General features: G+C 46.6%; 11 protein-coding genes. 8 read left to right on the top strand and 3 right to left on the bottom strand.

Annotation, left to right across the window (positions count from 1 at the left end; genetic code table 11):
• Positions 1-3: 3 nt before the first annotated feature.
• Positions 4-7569, top strand: a complete 7566-nt coding sequence (locus Q0Y46_RS01745; protein WP_297944161.1) for a hypothetical protein — start codon at positions 4-6, stop codon at positions 7567-7569.
• Between the two features lie 204 nt (positions 7570-7773).
• Positions 7774-8742, top strand: coding sequence for a PD-(D/E)XK nuclease family transposase (locus tag Q0Y46_RS01750; RefSeq protein WP_297944163.1), 969 nt, complete (start codon positions 7774-7776; stop codon positions 8740-8742).
• A 97-nt stretch (positions 8743-8839) separates the two neighbouring features.
• On the opposite strand, the gene Q0Y46_RS01755 is transcribed toward Q0Y46_RS01750, so the two are convergent.
• Positions 8840-9127: a hypothetical protein gene (locus Q0Y46_RS01755; protein ID WP_297944166.1), complete on the bottom strand. Its 288-nt coding sequence runs from the start codon at positions 9125-9127 to the stop codon at positions 8840-8842.
• A 114-nt stretch (positions 9128-9241) separates the two neighbouring features.
• Positions 9242-10207 (bottom strand): Rpn family recombination-promoting nuclease/putative transposase, encoded by a 966-nt coding sequence (locus tag Q0Y46_RS01760; protein ID WP_297944170.1) that lies wholly within the window; start codon positions 10205-10207, stop codon positions 9242-9244.
• Between the two features lie 270 nt (positions 10208-10477).
• On the opposite strand from Q0Y46_RS01760, the gene Q0Y46_RS01765 reads away from it, so the two are divergent.
• From Q0Y46_RS01765 to Q0Y46_RS01785, 5 genes are all read left to right on the top strand, one after another.
• A complete protein-coding gene (locus Q0Y46_RS01765; protein ID WP_297944173.1) occupies positions 10478-11299 on the top strand; it encodes a TIGR02147 family protein in 822 nt (273 codons plus the stop codon).
• A gap of 1 nt (position 11300) precedes the next feature.
• Positions 11301-12863: a hypothetical protein gene (locus Q0Y46_RS01770; protein ID WP_295681942.1), complete on the top strand. Its 1563-nt coding sequence runs from the start codon at positions 11301-11303 to the stop codon at positions 12861-12863.
• A gap of 46 nt (positions 12864-12909) precedes the next feature.
• The gene (locus Q0Y46_RS01775; protein WP_297944177.1) at positions 12910-15102 is read left to right on the top strand and encodes an NADP-dependent isocitrate dehydrogenase; all 2193 of its coding nucleotides are present in this window, start codon (positions 12910-12912) and stop codon (positions 15100-15102) included.
• Positions 15103-15269: 167 nt separating this feature from the next.
• Complete coding sequence (locus tag Q0Y46_RS01780) at positions 15270-16628, top strand: LamG domain-containing protein (protein WP_297944180.1); 1359 nt, start codon at positions 15270-15272, stop codon at positions 16626-16628.
• Between the two features lie 15 nt (positions 16629-16643).
• Positions 16644-17390, top strand: coding sequence for a LamG-like jellyroll fold domain-containing protein (locus Q0Y46_RS01785; protein WP_297944183.1), 747 nt, complete (start codon positions 16644-16646; stop codon positions 17388-17390).
• Between the two features lie 28 nt (positions 17391-17418).
• Here Q0Y46_RS01785 and Q0Y46_RS01790 read toward each other — a convergent pair whose 3' ends face one another.
• Positions 17419-19200 carry an AAA family ATPase gene (locus Q0Y46_RS01790; protein ID WP_297944186.1) on the bottom strand — a complete coding sequence of 594 codons (1782 nt, stop codon included), beginning with the start codon at positions 19198-19200 and terminating at the stop codon, positions 17419-17421.
• Between the two features lie 215 nt (positions 19201-19415).
• On the opposite strand from Q0Y46_RS01790, the gene Q0Y46_RS01795 reads away from it, so the two are divergent.
• Positions 19416-20876, top strand: coding sequence for an endo-1,4-beta-xylanase (locus tag Q0Y46_RS01795; RefSeq protein WP_297944189.1), 1461 nt, complete (start codon positions 19416-19418; stop codon positions 20874-20876).
• Positions 20877-21079: the final 203 nt, after the last annotated feature.

Consider the following 21079-nt stretch of genomic DNA (forward strand, 5'->3'; position numbering starts at 1 on the left):
ATTATGAGAAAGATGAAAAAAGGTGTATCTCTTGTAACCGTGCTGCTGTTCATGATGGTGGCTACCATTGCAGCTACTGCTACGTATAAGTGGCTTAGTTCCATTGGAACTTCTTCGGCTGCGCGTCTGCAGATGAGTGAAGCTCGCCAAGCAGCAATATCGGGTATCGAAGCTGCTCGTTCGTGGATGACCTTTAAAGGCAATGACCTAGGTGCTGTTATTAGACAGTATTTTCAAGAAGGGAAAAAACCAATTTTGCTGAATTCTGTGTTGCCGAAAATGAAGGCGGGCAGGATGAATGACAGCGTTTGGCTTATGGGTGTGAATATTGAAAATTCTTCAAAATATAAATTGAAAATTGTATCGCTGGGAACGACAAGGGATAATGTGAAATATAGCGAAGTGGCTATATTCAATGTGAGTGGTTTATATCAAGCAGAAATTCCGACAGACGATCACATAGTGAATTTCAAGGATGCGTTCCATGGAGGCTTAACGACAGCTAACGTCATTGATGTATCATCGGCAATAATCAAGCAGACTACCGCAGTAAAAAATGCAGGTGGTCAAGCTTTGACTTCCATTAAAGCAGATGAATACTTGGTCTTAGATGGCGATTTTTATGTAAATGATGGTGGAAATGTCAATGATTTGTATGTGAGTGGCGATTTGTCTTTTTTGAAAAATTTGACCGTAGGAGGGAACTTGTATGTTGGGGGGAAATTATACGGAACTTCGACTAGTAGCAGAATGAATGTTCTTGGCTCAACATACTTGAATGGAGGAATGAAAATCAACAATATGTCTCAGTATGTGAAAAATTCTGGGGCGTCTTATGCAGGTGGTGTAGGAGGACAGTTTAATTTTAATGGTAATGTCACGTCAAATGGTGATATCGACCATCTTAGCGGAGAAACAAGTGTCAGCTACATCAAAATGTCTAATAACCTTGTGCTGAATGGAAAACTTGTGTTCCCGTCAAATGCGTCAAAAAAAGATTCTTTGATTGTGTTACAAAACGCTTTTATTAGTGGTAATTCTACTAATTCGGGGAGCGTTGATTTTGATAACATGTATAAAACCCGTTTTGGCTCTGGCAGTGGCGATAAATTGTATTTCAATGGTTTTCAAACTTATACAGACAATAATGTGTGCGAAAACGGCTTTTATAAATGTGCTCAGTCTCAATCCGGTAATATTTATATTGCGCGCAGGAGTGAGCTGATTCCTATGCCTTCGCCGGAGGAAATCCGCGATTGGAATGCGGATAGTCTTGTTGCTTACCGCGATATGATATCGGGTGAAAAAAATCAATGCGGTTTTTCACAGGACAGAATTCAGTTTAATACTGCGATATTGGGATCTTCATTTGTTCATTCTGAAGATTCAAAACTTGGGTGTAGTGATGATATTTGGAAAAATGATATTGAAATTCCTGTTGAAGCACTTAATGCGTGTTATAACATAGCAAGTGGTGATGATCAACTTTTTGATAAAACCTGGTTAATCGTCAACTGGAATCATGCTCCTCAATGGAGTCCCCAAAAGAATATTGCTGCTGTAAAAAAACTATCAGGAAACTTTATTTTTGTCATCAATGAATCTTCGGCTCCTTTGGCTGAACTGGAACTGCCTGAAACGGAAGCTGATGCTATGGTTATGCTTTATTTGCCCGATGGCTGGAAAAATACAAATCCTGGTTTTGCCTTGCGAACGAACTTAAATAAGAGTATCGCAGATTACCATTATTTTATATATAGTGCAGGTGATATTGGACGCTTTATTACGAGGCCGTTGTCGCGTATAAAAGGCGGAATCTATATGGAAGGCTGTTCTATGTTGAATACGCTGGGCGGAAAGGATACTTTGGCGGTTGATTTTTATGAGCCGCTATTTAAAAGGTTGGTGAAATCTTCAGTGCTGTGTGAATATGATGGTACTAAAACTTGTTCAAATTTCTCGGGGGCGGTGTCTGGATTTGGACCTGATATGTTCCAAACGATGGATCCATATCATGTTGCTACATCGCCGCAATTGATTGTAGAAATTGAATCACAGTATAAAAATAATGAACCTTTGCCGAAAACGGCGCAGGAAGTGAAACCTTCTGAAGTGGTTCTTCCTCGTGTAATCTATTTGCCAAGAGATGCTTATGGATATCTTTCGGATTATTATAACGTGTTAGCTTTGAATGGTTCAACTCAAACGAAGATTGCTTCGAATATGCATTGCCCAGAAGGTAAAATTCCAACAGCGGATTCTAAACTCTCAAGCGGAGGTGGACTACCTGAGGGAAAGTTCCTTTGTAGTTATGGTGATGGTGCTGATACGATACCGGTTTATTTAGTTGTGGAAGGATCCTTAAGTGAAAACTCTGGGGTGCATTTTGCTTCTGCAGATGAGAAAAAGGACATTGTATCGGGACATAGTGTTGATATTCACTTAAGTGCGACAAAGAGTGATGCTACAATAGAGTTGGACATTTCAGTTCCTGAGAATCCACCAAGTGGGTGGACCATTGAAGGTGTTCATTCTGGTTTAAGCGTTAAAAGTACAGAAAATGGTAAGAAAATTTGGACTTTAAGAACTACGCCGACAGGAGATGATTTGACATTGTTCAAAGTCCGTACTACGGAACATGCGGAATTGGGCTCGGTTATAATGAATCTTAAATCTTGTGTAAATGCAAGTTGTGTTATACTTCAACCGTCGCAATCATATGTGTATATGTCGAACCGTGTTGTGGTGGAAAGAGAAGATGTCAGATGTGACAACATAAATACAGGTGCTTTTAAGCATGCGTATGGTTTTGAATGCAGTGAATTGGCTAGTATGCCCGCATGTGACCATTATAAAGATGATAACGGAAAAGACAGTAAAGTTTGGGTTACGGCAAGAGGTCAGGGGTGTTTTGCTCTTGAACCACCGAATGAACGCTGGGATTGTTATACTGGGAGTAATCAAGTTTATTTAGATAGTGTTTTAGTAGATGATGATTATTGTACTGCATATATACCGCCAAAGACGGTAGAATTATCTTCGTATGAATCTGTTTACAAATTGCCTGCGGTGCTCAAACGCAAGAGAAGTCCATTAAAGATAAAAATTGTTAATCCAAATAGTCAAAGGGCAGTGAATATAAAAGTTCATCGAGCTGGTAACGATGAGGTTTCGCATAAGTGTGATGATGAGTGCTCTTATGGATTGTATGCTGATGACACTGTATATATATCAAAAGAGGGTCCGAGGTTCTCTTATTGGACATGTTATGGTACGTCTTGTAATGATAGTGACCCGAATAAGACTTATAGTGAATCTGAAATGAAATTGCTGCTAAAGGGTGGAATGGATTCTGTCACTGCGTGGTTTGATCAGAAGGATGGTCATTGTTTCTATACGAATTTTCAAGATTTCAAGAGTGACGATTGGTGTAGCCTATCCGATATTGAAGCAAGAAAACAATGCCTTGATAGCTGCAAAAATGGAGCAAAGCACTGCTCTGCAGGACAAACTCCGTATGAAGGATCTGTTGAAGGTTCGGATTGGTTGATTGTTTATTCGAACGACAACCGAAACAATGGCAATGGCTTCGCCCTTCCTCAGATTGACAATAGAGAAGGAAATTTGATGCATCCAAAGGATTTTGGTAGGAAAGTTATTCTTAAGCAAACTATAGGAAAACCGACTGTTATTTTGAACAACGCTTTAGCTGGTTCAAATGGCATGATGACGGCTATGTTGAAAATTCCATCTGCTACTTCACAAATTATTAGTAGTGTAGAAAAATTTTTGACCGACAATCCCCTAAAAAAATTTATAAAGATGATTCCTTTGGTTGGAAATGCTTTTGAAATAATTGACGATTTCGTAACAGCAATGCTAAAGAATAGTCTACTAATTCATGAAGGTCTTATTATTCGATCTAATGCCGATGCTTCGGAGTATTTTACTTTGAATATTGTGGCAAAGGAGCCGATTGTTTTTGCTAGGCTATGTTATGTCCAGGGACAAGATAATGATATAGATCATTGCCATGACATTCGATTTGAGACTGGATTTAATGACGATTGGCCTACAACGGCGTCCCGTTTGAGCCGGTTGACCTTGAATGTTGATGTTGACGGAAGTGTTATAAAGGCTATTTTGAGTAGGAACTGGTTGCAAGGTTCTTTTGAAGCCGGTATGGCCTCGGTGGAATTTGATTTGAATGATCCTGTGTTGAAACAGAAATTTAATGGTAATACCTTGAATGATGATCTTCATCAATATGTTGGGTTGAAGATTGGATATCCATATATTATTAGAATAGATATAGAACCTTTCTTCCTCCTCCCTAAGGGCTATCAAGAAACAATTGCGACTTTCCCTGCCCTTGAGTTCTTTGATGTTGGTTGGCGCAGTTATGATTATGATGCGAATTGCTGGGATACCCCGAAGGTTAGTTGTTCGTTTAAGCCGAACTATGCAGGGGGAATGGTGCCGGATTCAATCGATGTGACCCCATGGGTTGGGATGTCTTCGTGGTTCGATAACCAAAATTGTGATGTTACTTACTATTACAATGGTTGCGATTTGCGTCAAGATAAGTTCGCGCAACATTTCCAGATTTTAACGGATCATGTATATACGGGTAATGAGGTCGCTTGTAAACTTCGTCGCCCGCGTGGTTCTGGCCTGTACAATTTCTCAGGCCGAAAATTAAGTACGTTTGGATTGGGTCGTTTGGCATCAGATAAATATTGGTTTGAAGATGAAGGTTATCATGGATATCCAATAGAAACTGCTAGAGCAAGTGGATTTGTTAATGAAGCTTCTGTTGTTGTGACCTGTAGAAGGGATGAGGAGACCGATAATACGCATATTTATGATGCAAGTTGTGGTGACTTTATTGTGGGTGAATATGAACAATGCTCGGAATCGTTCACTAAGATGTTATCTTATCCGGTGAACTGTAATATGGGCGATTTGGAGTGCCCTGTTACTCTGGACACTGTTTACAATGTTCGCGAAGCTAATCTCATAATTACGTTGGATGAAGAGACAACGTCAAATGTTGAGCCTTATCTTGTAGATCTTGATAGTAATGTGAGTGCGCTGAATGTTAAAAAGTTAAATGCAACGGAATATCTTATTGATGTTGAGTCTGCTTCAGGTGCTCCGGGCTTTAATCCGCAAAATGTCGCTCAGATTAAATTCAAAAATGTTTCATCCTATTTTAGAGTGACAAATGTGAGGAGCGATTGTCGTTATGCATTTAATGTGGAATGTAATGCTCCATCGTACAATTCCATAACCGGGATGTGGACTGTTTCGGCCGTTGTAACTCATCCGGAAAAGGCTGAGTCTTGTGAAGTTATTCCTTTAGATGATGCTTCTGGAGCCGATATTCCTGATCCGCAATCTTGTGGCATTGATTTTATGCAGATGTTCAAGCAAGAAGGTGTATATGGTCAGAACATTGTTCGAAATTACGCATTTAAGGTGGTTGCTAGGGATGATGATGGTGAAGTGATGGATTCTTGTGTGACTCCTGTGAAAACGGTGGATCCTTTGGAGATTCATTGCTCTACCACGCCCGATACAGTGGAATCCGGAATGGGAGTTTCTCCGTTAACATTTAGGGTGGAAAATTGTCCGCCGGAAGGTTGTGACTATACTATTGAATATCCTCCTGAGTTTAATCTTGAGACAAAATCGGGAAAATATATGGGCGGAGAAATCGTTCACTGTCCAGATGAAAATTGTATGAAATTTAATACATCTAACAACAAGCTTCCGTCAACGCCGAATCCGTATGTATATGATCTTAAAGTGATGGGTCGTTTCACATGCCCGTATGATTCAAATGAATTCTATGTGGCCCCGGAACCTGAAAAGGGAACATGTAATGACCATAAGATTGAGGATGGTTACTTCGTTGCCCACATAGGCTTTGCTCAGGATGGCTATTGGGGGGGAACCATCGCCGGAAGCGCAAGAATTGTGTATACCGATATGATAGGAAACGTTATTGGTATTGAAAGTCAGCATATAGGCACAAATGCGTTGCACAAAGATTCTACAGAATTATTTAACGAATATATCAAGGGCAAAGATGTTGAATTGAGGTACAAGTTGCCTGAAAATATGCTTAAGTGCAATAAGGGTGTCTGTACGTACTTGGTGACGCTATTGCTACATGGTGGGGATTTCTGCTCCGAAAAGTGGAATGTTCGTAACTTGAAAGGCCTCAACTCCAATTGTCCATCTATAGAGAACCAGAATCCCAATAGCGGAATTACTTTCAGACCTGTTATGAGTGGTTGTGAAGATACATTGTGTGTTTGGTCTGTTTGGAGGAATGATGAAGAACTTAAACATGGCTCTAAGTACAATGGCATGGATGCTTTGACTTTTGACAATCTTGGATTGGGATCGGCAGGAACGAAAACATACCGCTTCAAGGTCTCTGCGGAAGACGAATATACCTCTGCTTTGGATAGCTGTGATTTTAGCGTAACTTACACGAATGATGCGCTTAGTGTCACAAATTGTGGTTTTGTTGGTTCTGCAGACTGGGGTGGATACGCTCAATATTCGTTTGCAACGAATTGTGCCAATTGTGAGTATGAACTTCGATCAAGTTCGCGTGTAATCTCTGGAAAAACCAGTGTGAATGAATATGATAATACTTCAGTTTCTGTTTCTCCTATTACAAAGATGGAACAGTTTGAATTGACTGTTAATCATCAAAAGATTAATGGATGCACCGCGACGCCCTCTTTGAATGCGGTAATTCCGAGTTGTAAAATCGAAGATAAAACGGAACTTTATAGTGATGAATCCGCTCGTTTTACAGCAACCTTTAATACTTGTGAAGATGGTAGCTGTGAGTGGCCTTGGGTGCTCAAGAAAAATGGTGGTGAAATCTACTCTGGTACGGTTAAATCCAATGAGATGATTGAAAAGGTGGTTACTGGTGGCGGTACGTATGCCTTGTATCTCAATGGCAGTAATGAAGCCGCCTGTACGATATATGTGACGAATGTTGATCGTCCTTCCAGTGCTGTAGGCAGTTGTTCGTTTGATAAACCAGATGGATATGCATATGGGGCCACTGGTATAAAATTTATTGTGAATGGTCTTACTGCCAATATTGAACCTTGGCACATTAAAAAAGTTCCGACTGAAGCTATTGTCAGAAATGGAACTTTTGAACAATATATTATGGATGAGCGAAAAGAATTTGATATGCCTACAGATTTTGCGGCCGACAATAAGAGAATTGGTGCATATAAATTTGAATTGCCTAATAGCGATGTGCCTCCTTGTACCTCTGAACTTAAAGTGAAAACGCCAAGGGTGAGCCGCTGTGAGAGGTCTTGTAGTGGCAAATTCTTTGGAATTTGTACGGGATACAAACTCGACATAACGGTGGAGAATTGTGCGAATTGCTCATATTATGTGGTAGAGGGAAATAAACGTGGGTCTATATCGACTTCTGCGACAGTTACTGATCTAAGAAAGAATGACTATACTGTACGTCTTAATGATGATAATTCTACTGATAAAAAATGTTCCAATAAATAGTTTTTTTGAGCTAGATTTCTAAACATTTCAGGACCCCGCCCCGCGGGGTCCTTTTGCTATATAAAACGGCTCCCCGTCGGGAGTCGTTCTTTGTCTTGTAAACATCTTTTTCTGGAAAAAAGAGCCGCTAAATTCGTCTATAGGTACAGGCGGGAACAAGTCCTGCTTGCGTAGCGGGCGCGTCCCCGCGAAAGAGGTCAGAAAATGAATAAGACTCGCAAGGTTTCTCGCAACAGGCCTATTCCCGAGGCGTTTAGAGGGAAGGTTTATCTAGATCCGACATACGACCCGGCATTCAAAGAACTTTTCGACAGCGAGGATGCGTTGAGGGATTTTCTCGATGGTGTGCTTGGCCTTGAGGGAGACGACAAAATCAAGACGCTACGGTTCAGTTTCGATAAGGCCGTTCTTTTCCGTGTCCCGCAGCGGTCGAAGGTCGTCTTCGATATCTTTGCGACCACGGGTAGTGGGCGTTTTCTCAATGTAGAGATGCAGCGATTGGAAAACGACTTCTTCGTAGACCGCACCATACTTTACAAGGCGTTCCTCGTTATCAAGGGTCGCAAGGAGATGGAAATCTCGCCAGAGTTCAAGGCACTGACTCCGGAGCAACAGAGGTATCGCCGCTACTTGCTACCGGAAACAATTTCCATCTGGATCTGCGATTTTGACTTGCCCGACGCCAAGGGCGAGTACCGCGACGAATGGGCGCTCTACAGCAGGCATGCCGTTAGGGAGGGCAAGACTGTACCTCTTTCGGGAAAAAATAGGTATATTTTCTTGAGCGTCCCCAACTTCACCAAGTCCGCCGACGAGGTGGATTGTGCCGCTGATGTGTGGCTCTATCTGCTGAATCACGCGAGGGATGGCGGCGAACTTCCCGATTTCGGCAGCGGGATTGTCGAGGATGCGTTGGAACGCATCCGTGTGGAGAACGCCGATGATGAACTTTTACAGGCTCAGGAGCTGAACATGACAACGAAGGAAGATTATGAGAGCTGGATGGCCGGGAAAGTGATCAAGGCAAGAGCCGAAGGCGAGATTGTTGGCGAATCCCGTGGCAAAGCGGAGGCTGAGAAGAAGGCCTCCGACCGCACAGCTAAACGGATAGATTACCTCCGTTCTATGGGCGTTTCCGAAGAGATCATTGCCGGGGCGGCAGCAATTAAATAGTGGTATCTAATGACAATGGGCCGGTTCGCATCGGCCCGTTATTGTATAAACCAAAAACAGCTCCCCATCGGGAGCCGTTCGTATGAATGCGTTTGATTTATGCCTGTTCGCGGCGCTTCTTCTGAAGTGTGTCGATTTCTGCCTGGACTTCTGCAATTAATTCTTCTGAAAGTCCTTTGCTGCGCAGCGCAGCTACCGTATCGGCTTTCGCTTTCGCTTGCTCATCGGAGCGTGCGTTGGCAATTAGCTTCTGCGCTTTCGCTTGCGCTTCCGCGAGTTCCTTGCGGAATTCATCTCCGGCACTCACGAAACCGTATTTTTGTCCGATGCTTACGAATGCCATGTCGAGCTCCTTCAGCACGTCCTTGGTGACGTACTCCTTCAAATATATACTAATCTTCGCCAGCAGGCAAGTCGCCTTGTCGTGCGCATTTCTTCTGCTTTTTTGCAATGAAAAAACGGCTCCCCATCGGGAGCCGTTCGTATGAATGCGTTTGATTTATGCCTGTTCGCGGCGCTTCTTCTGAAGTGTGTCGATTTCTGCCTGGACTTCTGCAATTAATTCTTCTGAAAGTCCTTTGCTGCGCAGCGCAGCTACCGTATCGGCTTTCGCTTTCGCTTGCTCATCGGAGCGTGCGTTGGCAATTAGCTTCTGCGCTTTCGCTTGCGCTTCCGCGAGTTCCTTGCGGAATTCATCTCCGGCACTCACGAAACCGTATTTTTGTCCGATGCTTACGAATGCCATGTCGAGCTCCTTCAGCACGTCCTTGGTGACGTACTCCTTCAAATATATACTAATCTTCGCCAGCAGGCAAGTCGCCTTGTCGTACGGCATCCGCTGCAGCGGCTTCCTGAACAGTGGCAGAACTTGGAGCAGTTTCTCCTTGTCGTAGGCGTACTTCATCGCTATAATGCCCATTCCTGTGGCAGTGTCCTCGCAGGCGAGGCAGTCGCTGTCGGGAATGTCGATCATGTTCACGAACGAGCAGGCGAACGGGAGAATCCTCCCGCGGAAACATGAGGGGTACCTGTCCTCGATGCTCCCGAGCGGGTCCCAGTTCTCGCGCCCGTTGTAGAAGATGATGGCCATCGTGGGGAGCCCGCTGAAAGCCCTGTGCTCGCTGTATATCTTCATCACGGAATTCACGTATCGCGCAATCTGGTCAAGCGTGCCGGAATCGCGCCCGGACTTGTGCTCTGCGAGAATGCCCACGAGCAGGGGCGCTCCCGAGGCGACTTCTACGCGGAAGGCGAGGTCGGCTTCCCCCGTCTCCGCGACTTCGGAATACGAGTCGGGGATGCGTACGAGCGTGTCAAGATTCACTTCTGAGATGAACTCGCCTATGTCCCTGTTCACCTTGCCGGAAAGTTCCAGCAGGTGCCGGAGCCGCCCGACGTCGGCGAAAAGCCAGCGGAAAAAGGCGTCGTGTGGTTTTGGCTCGGATGTTTCGTCTACTTTTGTCATAGGGTCGATATTTTCCATTAGGGGTCTCCATATAGAATGTTCTTCCCCTATAGACGTTTTTAGCGGAGTTTTTGTCCTAAAAAAATGAAAAAAAATGGAGGAGGCGGACTGTGTGTTTTTCGGAGTCGAATTCTCCCTACAATACATGTTGTATTATAATGAAAAAGAATTTTTTAGAATTTCTAAAAATCTTTAAATTTTACTTAAAAATTGAATTATTGTATAATAAAATCTATTGACTTGAACTATAGATTGTTATAAATTATAGGCATGAAACCAATAATTGAATATCAAGACTATCGCAAATACATGAGCGATTTTTACGAGGAACGCAAACGCTGTTCCGCATTTACTTGGCGCGAGTTTTCCCGGTTGGCCGGATTCTCTTCGCCAAACTACATAAAACTCGTCTGCGAACGGAAAAGCGGCTTGAGCAGGAATGGTGTCGAAGGTGTCGCCGATGCTATGGGGCTTGTCGGGACGGACCGCGATTATTTCCGTGCGATGGAACGTTTTGGCGATGCGAAGAGCGACGAGAAGAAAACGCAAGCATTCCATGAAATGCAAAAAATTGCGAAAGAAAGTCGCTTGCGCGTCGTTGATTCCGAAGCGTTTCGATATTTTGAATCGTGGGTCAATCCTGTCTTGCGCGAACTCGCCCCGATCATGCCGGGTGCAAAACCGCTGGAACTTGCCCGCAACTGCTATGCCGTGGTGAGCGCAGCCGAAATCCGACAGTCTCTAGATTTTATGGTCCATGCCGATTTCTTGAAAAAGATTGGCGAAGATACTTACGAACAGACGGAAAAAATTGTGACGGGTTCTTCCGAGGCGATTCCCCTGGCGTTGCGTTCGATGAACCGCCAGATGTCAAAACTCGCGACCTCGGCGATTGACAATGTACCGCCGGAAAACCGCCATATTGCGGGCGTGACGCTTGGCATGTCGGAATCTACGTACCAATGGCTGGTGCAAAAATTGGAAGAGCTTCGGCAGCAGGTGGTTGCTATGGCCGCCAAGGAAAAAGATTACGAAAAGGTTTATCGCTTGAATTTACAATTGTTCCCGCTGACCAAGGGGAAGGAGGCTTAACATGAATATCGCATATAAAATGATCGTAGCGGGAATGGCCGCTTTCTGGGTGTCCTGTTCGAATGATTCAAGTGTCGATCAAGGCGTTGGCGGTGCGACGACTGAACCGAACACCTCGCCCGTTGCGGAATTGAACGAAGAGCAGAAAGTCCTTTTGGCAAAGTCGTTCTACACGTTATTGGATTCGTCAGGATATGATTCGTTGAAGGCCTTCCCGGATTCTGGACTAGATGAAATTGATTACAAATATTTTAGATCGAGGCCGTTTGGTATAACGAACGATCAAGTATTCAGCTATCCGAGCAGGGATGGACGAAAAATATGTGATGTCGTGTCGTTTACGAGGGAATCGCAAGTAGAACGGAAGGGCGTTTTACGGGCTATGTCGTACGATGTGTATGACCATACATGTCATGGCGTTTATGGACGCGCTTCATCTGAATTGTACCGGGATTCTATTTACTGTGCCACGGATTATACATCAAATCATGTAGATGAAACCATGGTCACGAGCAAAATTGTTGATGTTGATGGCGTTCCCGTTGTGATGAATACGGTATCTGGGGATTATTGGGGGTATGGCGTCACTTGTACGGAGTTCCTCAATCAGTTCAAGCAGTCCTGTAACGAATCGAGAGGCCTCTTTAAGCTTTTCGGGGATGCTTGTAGCTGGAACATCTTGCAGATGGCGTGTGCTTCTTTTGTCCCCGAAGGGAAAAGTCCGGACGATGTATTGAATTCATATACCGAAGAATATAAGGCACAATGCCATGAAGATTCCTTAAATTACGCCCCTTACGATGATGAAAATTATGTTGCTCCCCATTTGGACAGCTTGGCTATTGATAGTTTGAAGTCTTTATACTTTTTGCAGGTGGACTGGAGACAGAACTTAAAGCGGACACTACTTGCGTATAGATGGCAGTTCTCTATGTCCAAAGCAACGTATGTTGAAAATGTAGCTGCTGATACCATCGGTATCTCTGGAGATGACGTGGTGGAAATGGATGGCTCCGCTTACCATTTTGTGGAGTTCGGTGTTCCTGAATATATTGATTTTGATATAATGGCGTACAATACCTTGCCTAGTGGACAAATAGCGGATGCGTATCGTAAAGAAGGCGTATATGTTTTGCCGGATTCGCTTGTCGCCGAATTCTTCCCGCAGACTGTTGGTGTACCGGCCGGTATGGATTGGCTTAAATGGAAATCGAATGTCTTTTACATCATTGTCATAAAGGACGTTGGCGTGAAGGGGCATATATTGACAAATATTACCGTGGATGAAATTCAAGTGACAGATCTCGTGAGGAGTGGACAATCGTGCCCTGAAGATACTTCGGTGAACTATTCGATGTTCCTGTTGTCGGATTCCCCCGAATGGGGCATTGTCGGTCGGCCAATCGTGAAAACGACTTATGTGAGCGAAAATTGGAATTGTGACAAGCCAGAAAACCTTGAAAGAATTGACCCTTATGGTGAATGGACTTATGTTGGCAAGGAAGAATTCGATTACGAATTGTATTTGTGGGATTGGCTTGATTCAAGATATGGCCGTCTTTAAAGTCTTGAATTAAACTTTCATCGGCTATTTTCTATTTTTGGGGTGTATGAATACCAAAATCTATTACACCCTTACTGACGAGTCGCCGTTCCTGGCGACTCAATCGCTGCTTCCGATCGTGCGCGGTTTTGCAAAGGCCGCTGACATCGATGTCGAAACCAAGAACATCTCGCTGCCGGGCCGCATCCTTGCCGCTTTCGGCAAGGCGAGCGACGACCTCGACTTCTTGGGAAAGCTCACGCTCGACCCGAGTGCCAACATCATCAAGCTTCCGAACATTTCGGCATCCGTGCCGCAGCTCAAGGCCGCCATCGCCGAACTCCAGAAGAATGGCTTCGATGTGCCTGACTATCCGGACACTCCGGCGAACGACGAAGAAAAGGCTATCCGCGCCAAGTACGACAAGGTGAAGGGCTCCGCGGTGAACCCGGTGCTCCGCCAGGGCAATTCCGACCGTCGTGCTCCCAAGGCCGTGAAAAACTATGCCCGCAAGAATCCTCACAGCAACGGTGTGTGGGATGAATCGGTCAAGACGCATGTCTCTAGCATGGCCGCAGACGACTTCTACGGCAACGAAAAGTCCATCACGCTCGCGAAGGCCGACACGTTCAAGATTGAGTTTGTCGCCGAAGACGGGACCGTTACGGAACTCCGCGCTGCAAAGCCGCTCCTCGAAGGCGAAATCCTCGATGCGACTGTGCTCCGCATGGCTGCTCTCGAAAAGTTCATTGCTGAACAAATGGCCGATGCCAAGGCGAAGGGCGTGCTGTTCTCGGTGCACCTGAAGGCCACCATGATGAAGGTTTCGGACCCGGTGCTCTTCGGTGCGTTCGTGCGCGTGTTCTTCAAGGACGTTTTCACGAAATATGCCGACCTGTTCAAGGAACTCGGAATTGATGCGAACAACGGTCTTGGCGACTTGTACAAGCGCCTGGAAGGTAATGCCAAGGAAGCCGAAGTCAAGGCCGCTATTGATGCAGCGCTCGCCGCTGGCCCGGACCTCGCGATGGTCGATTCCGCAAAGGGTATCACCAACTTGCACGTGCCCAGCGATATCATCATCGACGCTTCGATGCCCGCGATGATCCGCAACTCAGGCTGCATGTGGAACAAGAAGGGCGAACTCCAGCAGGTGAAGGCTTGCATTCCCGACCGTTGCTACGCGGGAATCTACGATGCCGCTATCGAGTTTTGCAAGAAGAACGGCGCCTTTGACCCGAAGACTATGGGTACGGTGCCGAACGTTGGCCTCATGGCCCAGGGCGCCGAAGAATACGGCAGCCACGACAAGACGTTTATTGCCAAGGGCAAGGGCGTCATCCGCGCCGTGAATGCGGAGGGCGAAGTGCTCTTGCAGCAGGATGTGGAAGCAGGTGACATCTACCGTATGTGCCAGGCGAAAGACGCCCCGATTCGCGACTGGGTCAAACTCGCCGTCACGCGCGCTCGCGTGAGCAACACGCCCGCCATTTTCTGGCTGGACCCGAACCGCGCCCATGACCGCGAAATCCAGAAGAAGGTGGAAGTCTACCTGAAGGATTACGATCTCTCCGGCCTTTCTGTCAAGATTTTAAGCCCGAAGGATGCAATTGTCGAGACCATGAAGCGCGCCAAGGCCGGCCTCGACACCATCAGTGTCACCGGCAACGTGATGCGCGACTACCTCACCGACCTTTTCCCGATTCTCGAAGTCGGAACTTCTGCCAAGATGCTCAGCATCGTGCCGCTCATGGCTGGCGGCGGACTCTTCGAAACGGGTGCAGGCGGATCTGCCCCCAAGCAGGTGCAGCAGTTCCTCGCCGAAAACTACCTCCGCTGGGATTCGCTCGGCGAATACTTCGCTCTGGTCCCCGCTTTCGAGCAGGTCGCCTCGACAACCGGTAACGCCAAGGCCAAAGTCCTTGCCGACACGCTCGACGAGGCGAACGGGAAAATTCTCGAATTCAACCGCACACCTGCCCGCAAGATTGGCGAACTCGACAACCGCGGCTCACACTTCTATTTGGCCCTCTACTGGTCGCAGGCTCTTGCCGCCCAAAAGGACGACGCCGCACTTGCCGCCAAGTTCGCCCCGGTCGCCAAGGCTCTCGCCGAAAACGAACAGAAGATTGTTGCCGCATTTGCCGCCGAGCAGGGCAAACCCGCCGATATCGGCGGTTATTACCTGCCGAAGCCGGAACTCCTGAAGAAGTGGCTCCGCCCGGTTGATGCTTTCAACAAGGTTGTTGATTCTTTATAACGTTTGTCCCCTTTTGACGGGTTGTACCTTTAGGCGGCCTCTAAAACGTTTTTTAGAGGTCGTCTTTTGTTTTTTTATGGCAGCTTTTGAGAATTTGTATATATTTTGAACGAAAAAGGGTGACTAAAATGAAAAAAGTAATTTCTTTAAGTTTTCTGTTGTTGAATGTGATAACTTTGTTGTGCGCTTGTGATGGGAAGAACAATTCTTCACGTGCGGTCGCTATTGACGAAGATGAAGAAGCCAAAGCCCAAAGACAGATGGAAGTTTGCGCCAATCGGTATGGCAATAGATTGGATGATGCCCAGTGGAAGGAATCATTTAGTGAATTGAGTCTCATGAAAGATGAATTGTTTACTAAAGCCAGTTCTGTGGCGTATGATTACTCGAACTACATGGAAGGTCGTGAAATTTCGTACGATGAAGAATCTGGACGCTTTCGTGTTTTGGTGATGGATGTCGATAAAGAAAAGAAAGACTCCCTTGAGGCTTATATTGATGGATGCTCGTTCTGGTTTAAAGGTTTTGATTCGTTTAAAAGTGATACCTTTGAAATCAGTCCTTGCCTTTGCAAAGAAGAAGATGGAAAAACTCTTTATTTGAACAAGAAGAGCGATTCTGATTCAGAAGAATCAAGTTCGTCGGAGTCCCTCAATTCTGACTCGTCTTCTGCCCGCGGCTCCAGTTCGTCTTCTGTCCGCGGCTCCAGTTCGTCTTCTGTCCGCGGCTCCAGCTCGTCGTCTGTCCGCGGCTCCAGTTCATCTTCTGCTCGCAGTTCGAGTTCTTCTTTTGACCGCAGTTCCAGTTCTTCTGTATCTCGCAGATCAAGTTCGTCTATGGAAGAAATTGTTTCTGAATATTCTTCGGAACGCGAGTCCAGTTCATCAAAAGTTGTTGTAGTATGCCCGGAGAGACCGGCTGATGTATTGCCTGACTCAAGGGAATATACTGTCGCTTACGAATTCAACGATCCTAACAATATAGGGAAGGATTTCTTTGGCCTGAATGAAGCCCATGCTGGTGAAGGGAATCCTAGAGGTGATTGCGACAACATTGTTTTGGATGGTCACTCTGGCTTGATAATTCCTTTGAGCGAGACGTTCACGACGAACGCATTTTTCATTGAAACCCGGATTTATCCAGAAGCATTTGATGATATGCAGAATATAATTGTGTCGGAACCTCCTGGAAGCGGCTATAGTGGGTGGCAATTGCGCTTGGATAATGGAAAATTAAGATTCCATCTTCGTGATTTTGGAAAGGATAATAGCCATTGGACCATATTTGATGCCGGAACGGTTCCCCTAAATGAATGGACGACTATTTTGGTCGTAAGATCCTTGTCAGGAACGGTGGAAATCTGGGTTAACGATGAGATTGCTTTCACAGGAGAATATTCTGGAAATGCTGTTAATGTCACTTATGATCTTGGAATCGGTTACGATGCTGTGGTTCAAGGCGGACATGACGATCGATTCTTTATAGGAAAAATAGATTATCTCCGTTTTGGAAAAGTTTCAGAATAAAAAAGGGTAACCGAAATGAAAGGATTGGGTCTTTGGAGTTCCCTGTTATTGGGGTCGATGACTTTATTGTGTGCTTGCGGCGCAAGAGATCATTCTGCACAAGTGATTGTGATTGGAAATGACCCGGACACGGAAATTAAGACTCCGGAAGAATTTAGGGATATAGACTCTAGCTCTCGCACCTATGCGGTCGCTTATGAATTCAACGATCCTCAAAACTTGGGGAAAGACTACGTTGGGTTGAACAATGCCAAAATTGGTGAAGGAACCCCTGAGGGCGATGGAGAAAATCTTCTCTTGGATGGGCGTTCTGGCTTGAAAATCCCGTTGAGTGGAACATTCAAGACAAATGCGTTCTTCATTGAGACTCGAATTTATCCAGAAGCATTTGATGATATGCAGAATATAATTGTGTCGGAGCCCCCAGGAAGTTTCTATAGTGGGTGGCAATTGCGTTTGGATGATGGTGAATTAAGATTCCATCTTCGTGATTATGGAAAGGATAATAGCCATTGGACCATATTTGATGCCGGAACGGTTCCCCTTAGAACATGGAGCTACATCTTTGTTGAAAGATCCTCTTCGGGCAGGGTCATAATTTGGGTTGACGAAAAGATTGCATTCTCGGGGTACTATCCTGGCAATGTTATTAATGAAGATTATGACCTCGGAATCGGTTATGATGCAATGCAACAAAGCGAACATACCAATCGATTCTTTGTAGGAAAAATAGATTATCTCCGTTTTGGCCGAGCTGACTAATAACGGAGCCTTTTCCTAGAACTTCTATTTACCCTCTGCTGCCGTCAATAATCCAGCGACAGAGTTCCTCGATGCTTTCGTAGTCGGGGAGGGTGCGCGTGAAGTTTTGCGACTTGCTGCGTTCAATGAAGTTGTTCCAGACGTTTTCGTTCTTGCCGTCGAGACCCAGGTGCTCTTCGATGGCGCCCTTGGTCCACACCCAGATTCCCTGGCTGCGCAACTTGGCGTGAATGCTCCGGATGGGGCGTTCGGCTTCGGGCATGGCGGCCATCATCGCGTAGGCTTTGGCGGCGGTGATGTTGCTGTGCTTGTTGACGGGGAGCCCGTTCACTAGGCGCAAATGGTTGTGGAATGCGAGTTCGCGGAACAGGTTGCGGCACATTTTGATGTCGGGGTCGTTCGCTTCGAGGAACCCGTCACGTGTGGCCGTTGTAAAGGCGTAGTCCAGGTCGACAATAGAGCGCGCCGGCATGTCCATGGCTTCGAGGACTTGCATGCTTTTGCGTGTGTTGCTCACGCCGCCTTGGCGTACGAGGGCGCACTTGATGAGTGCGAAAGATTGCCCGGTAATGCGTTCAAACAGGGCGGGCAGCACGCGCCATTCGGTCTTGCCCTCGGTCAGCAGCACATAGTCGGCGAAAAGGAGCTCGTTGCTGTTCGACAAGCTGAACAGCATTTGCAACTGGCTGGGTGCATCTTGAATGACTTGCCGCACGGCGTCTTCCATTCGTTTGCGCATGAAGGTGCCACGGTCTTTGTTCTTACGGATGAGGAGCGAAGTGCTTACGTCTTCGCTGGTGACCATCTGTGCGGAATGGGTGGCGAATACCACCTGGTATCCTTCGTTGGAAAGGTTCTTGAGGGCAACGCGCACGAGTTCCACGGCCTGCGGGTGCAGGTACAGTTCGGGCGAATCGATGAGCAGCATGGTGCGGCTCAGGTAGTGGTTGTTGTGGTGCTTCTTGATTTCGGCGAGGTAGCGGATGAGCGCCATCTGGATAGCTCGTTGCGATCCTGCCCCCATCCTGGAAATGTCGCGCTGGAATCCGTCGTCTTCGTCGATGACCTTGATGGTGGCTGTCTTGAGGAATGTCTCGAGTGTCGGTATCGGGATGTCGAGTTCGACATGGACGCTCGGGAAGAGCGGCCTCAGTGCCGTATTGACATCCCTGTCGAATGCCTTGATTTCTTCAGCACGTTCGTCGCTGCCTGGCGAAAGGATTTCGCTGAACTGTGCGAGGACGTCGTTGAGTTCTCCACCGAACCGGCGTTCCAGCGGTTTGAAAATTTCGTGCAGGAGCTTGGTGAATGCGCGGTTGCCTTCGAAATCCCAGATGGCGATGGATTCGGGGAACATGCGGTTGAATGCGCAAATGAATTTGTCGTTGACGCGGACCCATTCCTTGTTGTTCTTGCCGCTGCCGCGCTTGTTCGAGGGCACGTATGCCCAGAGTTCTATGTTCTCGGGGATTTCGCCGGGAATGCGTTGCACCTTCTTGATGCGCATGGCGTACCCGCTGATGAAGGGCCTCACTTCTTGCGCCTTTTCTTCGCCTAGGCGGTTCAAGATTTGATCGGTAATACCGTCGAAGTATCCTTCCACTTCTACGGCGCGGTTCGGGTCGTCAAAGTAAGAAATGTCCAAAGAAAAGTTGGCCAGCAGCCATCGGATACCCATGAGGATGTTCGTCTTGCCGGCGTTGTTGTAGCCGATAAGTGCCGTAAAACTGCTAAGAGGGAATGTCTCGTTTTGTATGGAACGAAGGTTCGAGATGGTGATATGCGATAGTCTGAGTGCTGGCGGTTGCATAACCTGAATGTATAAAAAAACAAAAGCGGATGCTTCGAAATTCGTGTTTTTTTGGGAAAAGTTGAGAAAAATCAAGCGTAAAGCCGTTTTTGGGACGGTTTTGTGTTTTTTTTATCACGAAAAATGCCAAAATAGAGAAAAAAACGCTTTTTTGGCTGAAAAAAAGACTATTCTTTATGCAGAAATCTTAAACTAATTCCATAAGGGTTGGAAAGATGAAATATTCTAAAATCATGCTTGGTACAGCATTGGTCTGTGCCACTGCTACTTCAATTTTTGCCCAGGAAACGCTCCGCAGTCTGGCCGAAGAAAGGGGCCGTTACATTGGGGCCATCCTGAACAGCGAATGGTTCAATAACGCTATCGAATCTCAGTTCGAGGAAATCCACAAGGCACAGTTCAATGCGGTTGTTGCTGAAAACGAAATGAAGTTTGACGCGACGGAGCCCAACAAAGGCCAGTTCAGCTACGCCAAGGGCGATAAGATGGTTGAATATGCGAAGGCGAACAAGATGCGTGTCCGCGGCCATGCCCTCGCTTGGCACAGCCAGGTTCCCGGCTGGGTGAACAATATTCGCGACAAGAAACAGCTCCTTGACGTTCTTAAGAACCATATCGACAATGTGGTTGGGCACTGGAAGGGTGAAATCGCCGAATGGGACGTGGTGAACGAGGCTGTCAACGATGATGACCATACTTGGCGTTCCAATGGCTCTGTCTGGTTCCAGACGATTGGTGCCGAATTCCTCGACTCCGCTTTCGTGTGGGCTCATGCTGCCGACCCGGATGCCGAACTTTGTTATAACGACTACGCCATCGAATGGGGTGTGGGTGCGGGCAGCAAGGGCGGTTTTGTCGTGGACCAAGTGAAACGCTGGAAGGCTAGCGGCATTCCTATTACTTGTGTGGGCACACAGACCCACATCGAAATTTCCCACGAAACGACACCCCAGAACGTTCGCGCTCTTGCCAAGGCTCTTGCCGAGCATGATGTCGTCTTGAATATCACCGAACTGGATATCGGTTTCCCGAAGAACTCTGCAAACAATCTGGGGGCTTCCGATTATGCCAAGCAGGGCCATCTCTATCGCCAATTCATGGACGTGTTCCTCGAAGAACCGAACATGGGTGAATTCATGATTTGGGGTGTGACCGATGCCCACAGTTGGCTTGACGCTTCCCAGGGCAAGACGCAGGGCCTCATTTACGACAAGCAATACAAGGCGAAGCCGGCCTACGACAGCCTCATCGCAAGCCTCAAGGCTCACCCTGCTTCGGAAGTGAAAACTCCGTATAAGTCTGCTGCAACGCAGGATACCACGGCCCAGGATACGACGACTCGGGATACTACGGTGCGGGATACGACTGTTAAAGACACGACAACTCAGGATACGGTTGCCACTCCGGGCCCTGTTGTGAGCGATACGGGCAATGTCAGCATCCGTCGTGGCACTGCGACATTGACGGATGTTCGCATGAACCTCGTTGGTCGTACGCTGTCCATTGTGGGTGCTTCGAATGCGAAGGTCCAGGTCTTCGATATGCGTGGCCGCCCGGTCTATAGTGCCGTTACGAGCAAGGGCTCTGTCGATCTTTCCGCGATTTCTGACGGCCTGTATGTCGTCCGCGTCAAGGTCGGTTCGAAGACCCTGGAACGCCGCGTGGCACTTCGATAACAGTTTACTCTCTCTCTCTCTTCATCGACAGAAATGGCGGGCTTTTGTCCGCCATTTTTGTGATAAATGCATTTTTTTTGCGAAAATCGCTGTTTCCCTTATCAAGTTGTAAAGAAGTGCAACGTTAAATAAAATTTAGCGTTGATATTGTCTCAACAGGAATTATTTTTAGTAAAAATGGTTTGGGTTGTAGAGTTATCCAC

This window comes from uncultured Fibrobacter sp. (assembly GCF_947305105.1).
In the GTDB taxonomy this organism is placed as follows: domain Bacteria; phylum Fibrobacterota; class Fibrobacteria; order Fibrobacterales; family Fibrobacteraceae; genus Fibrobacter.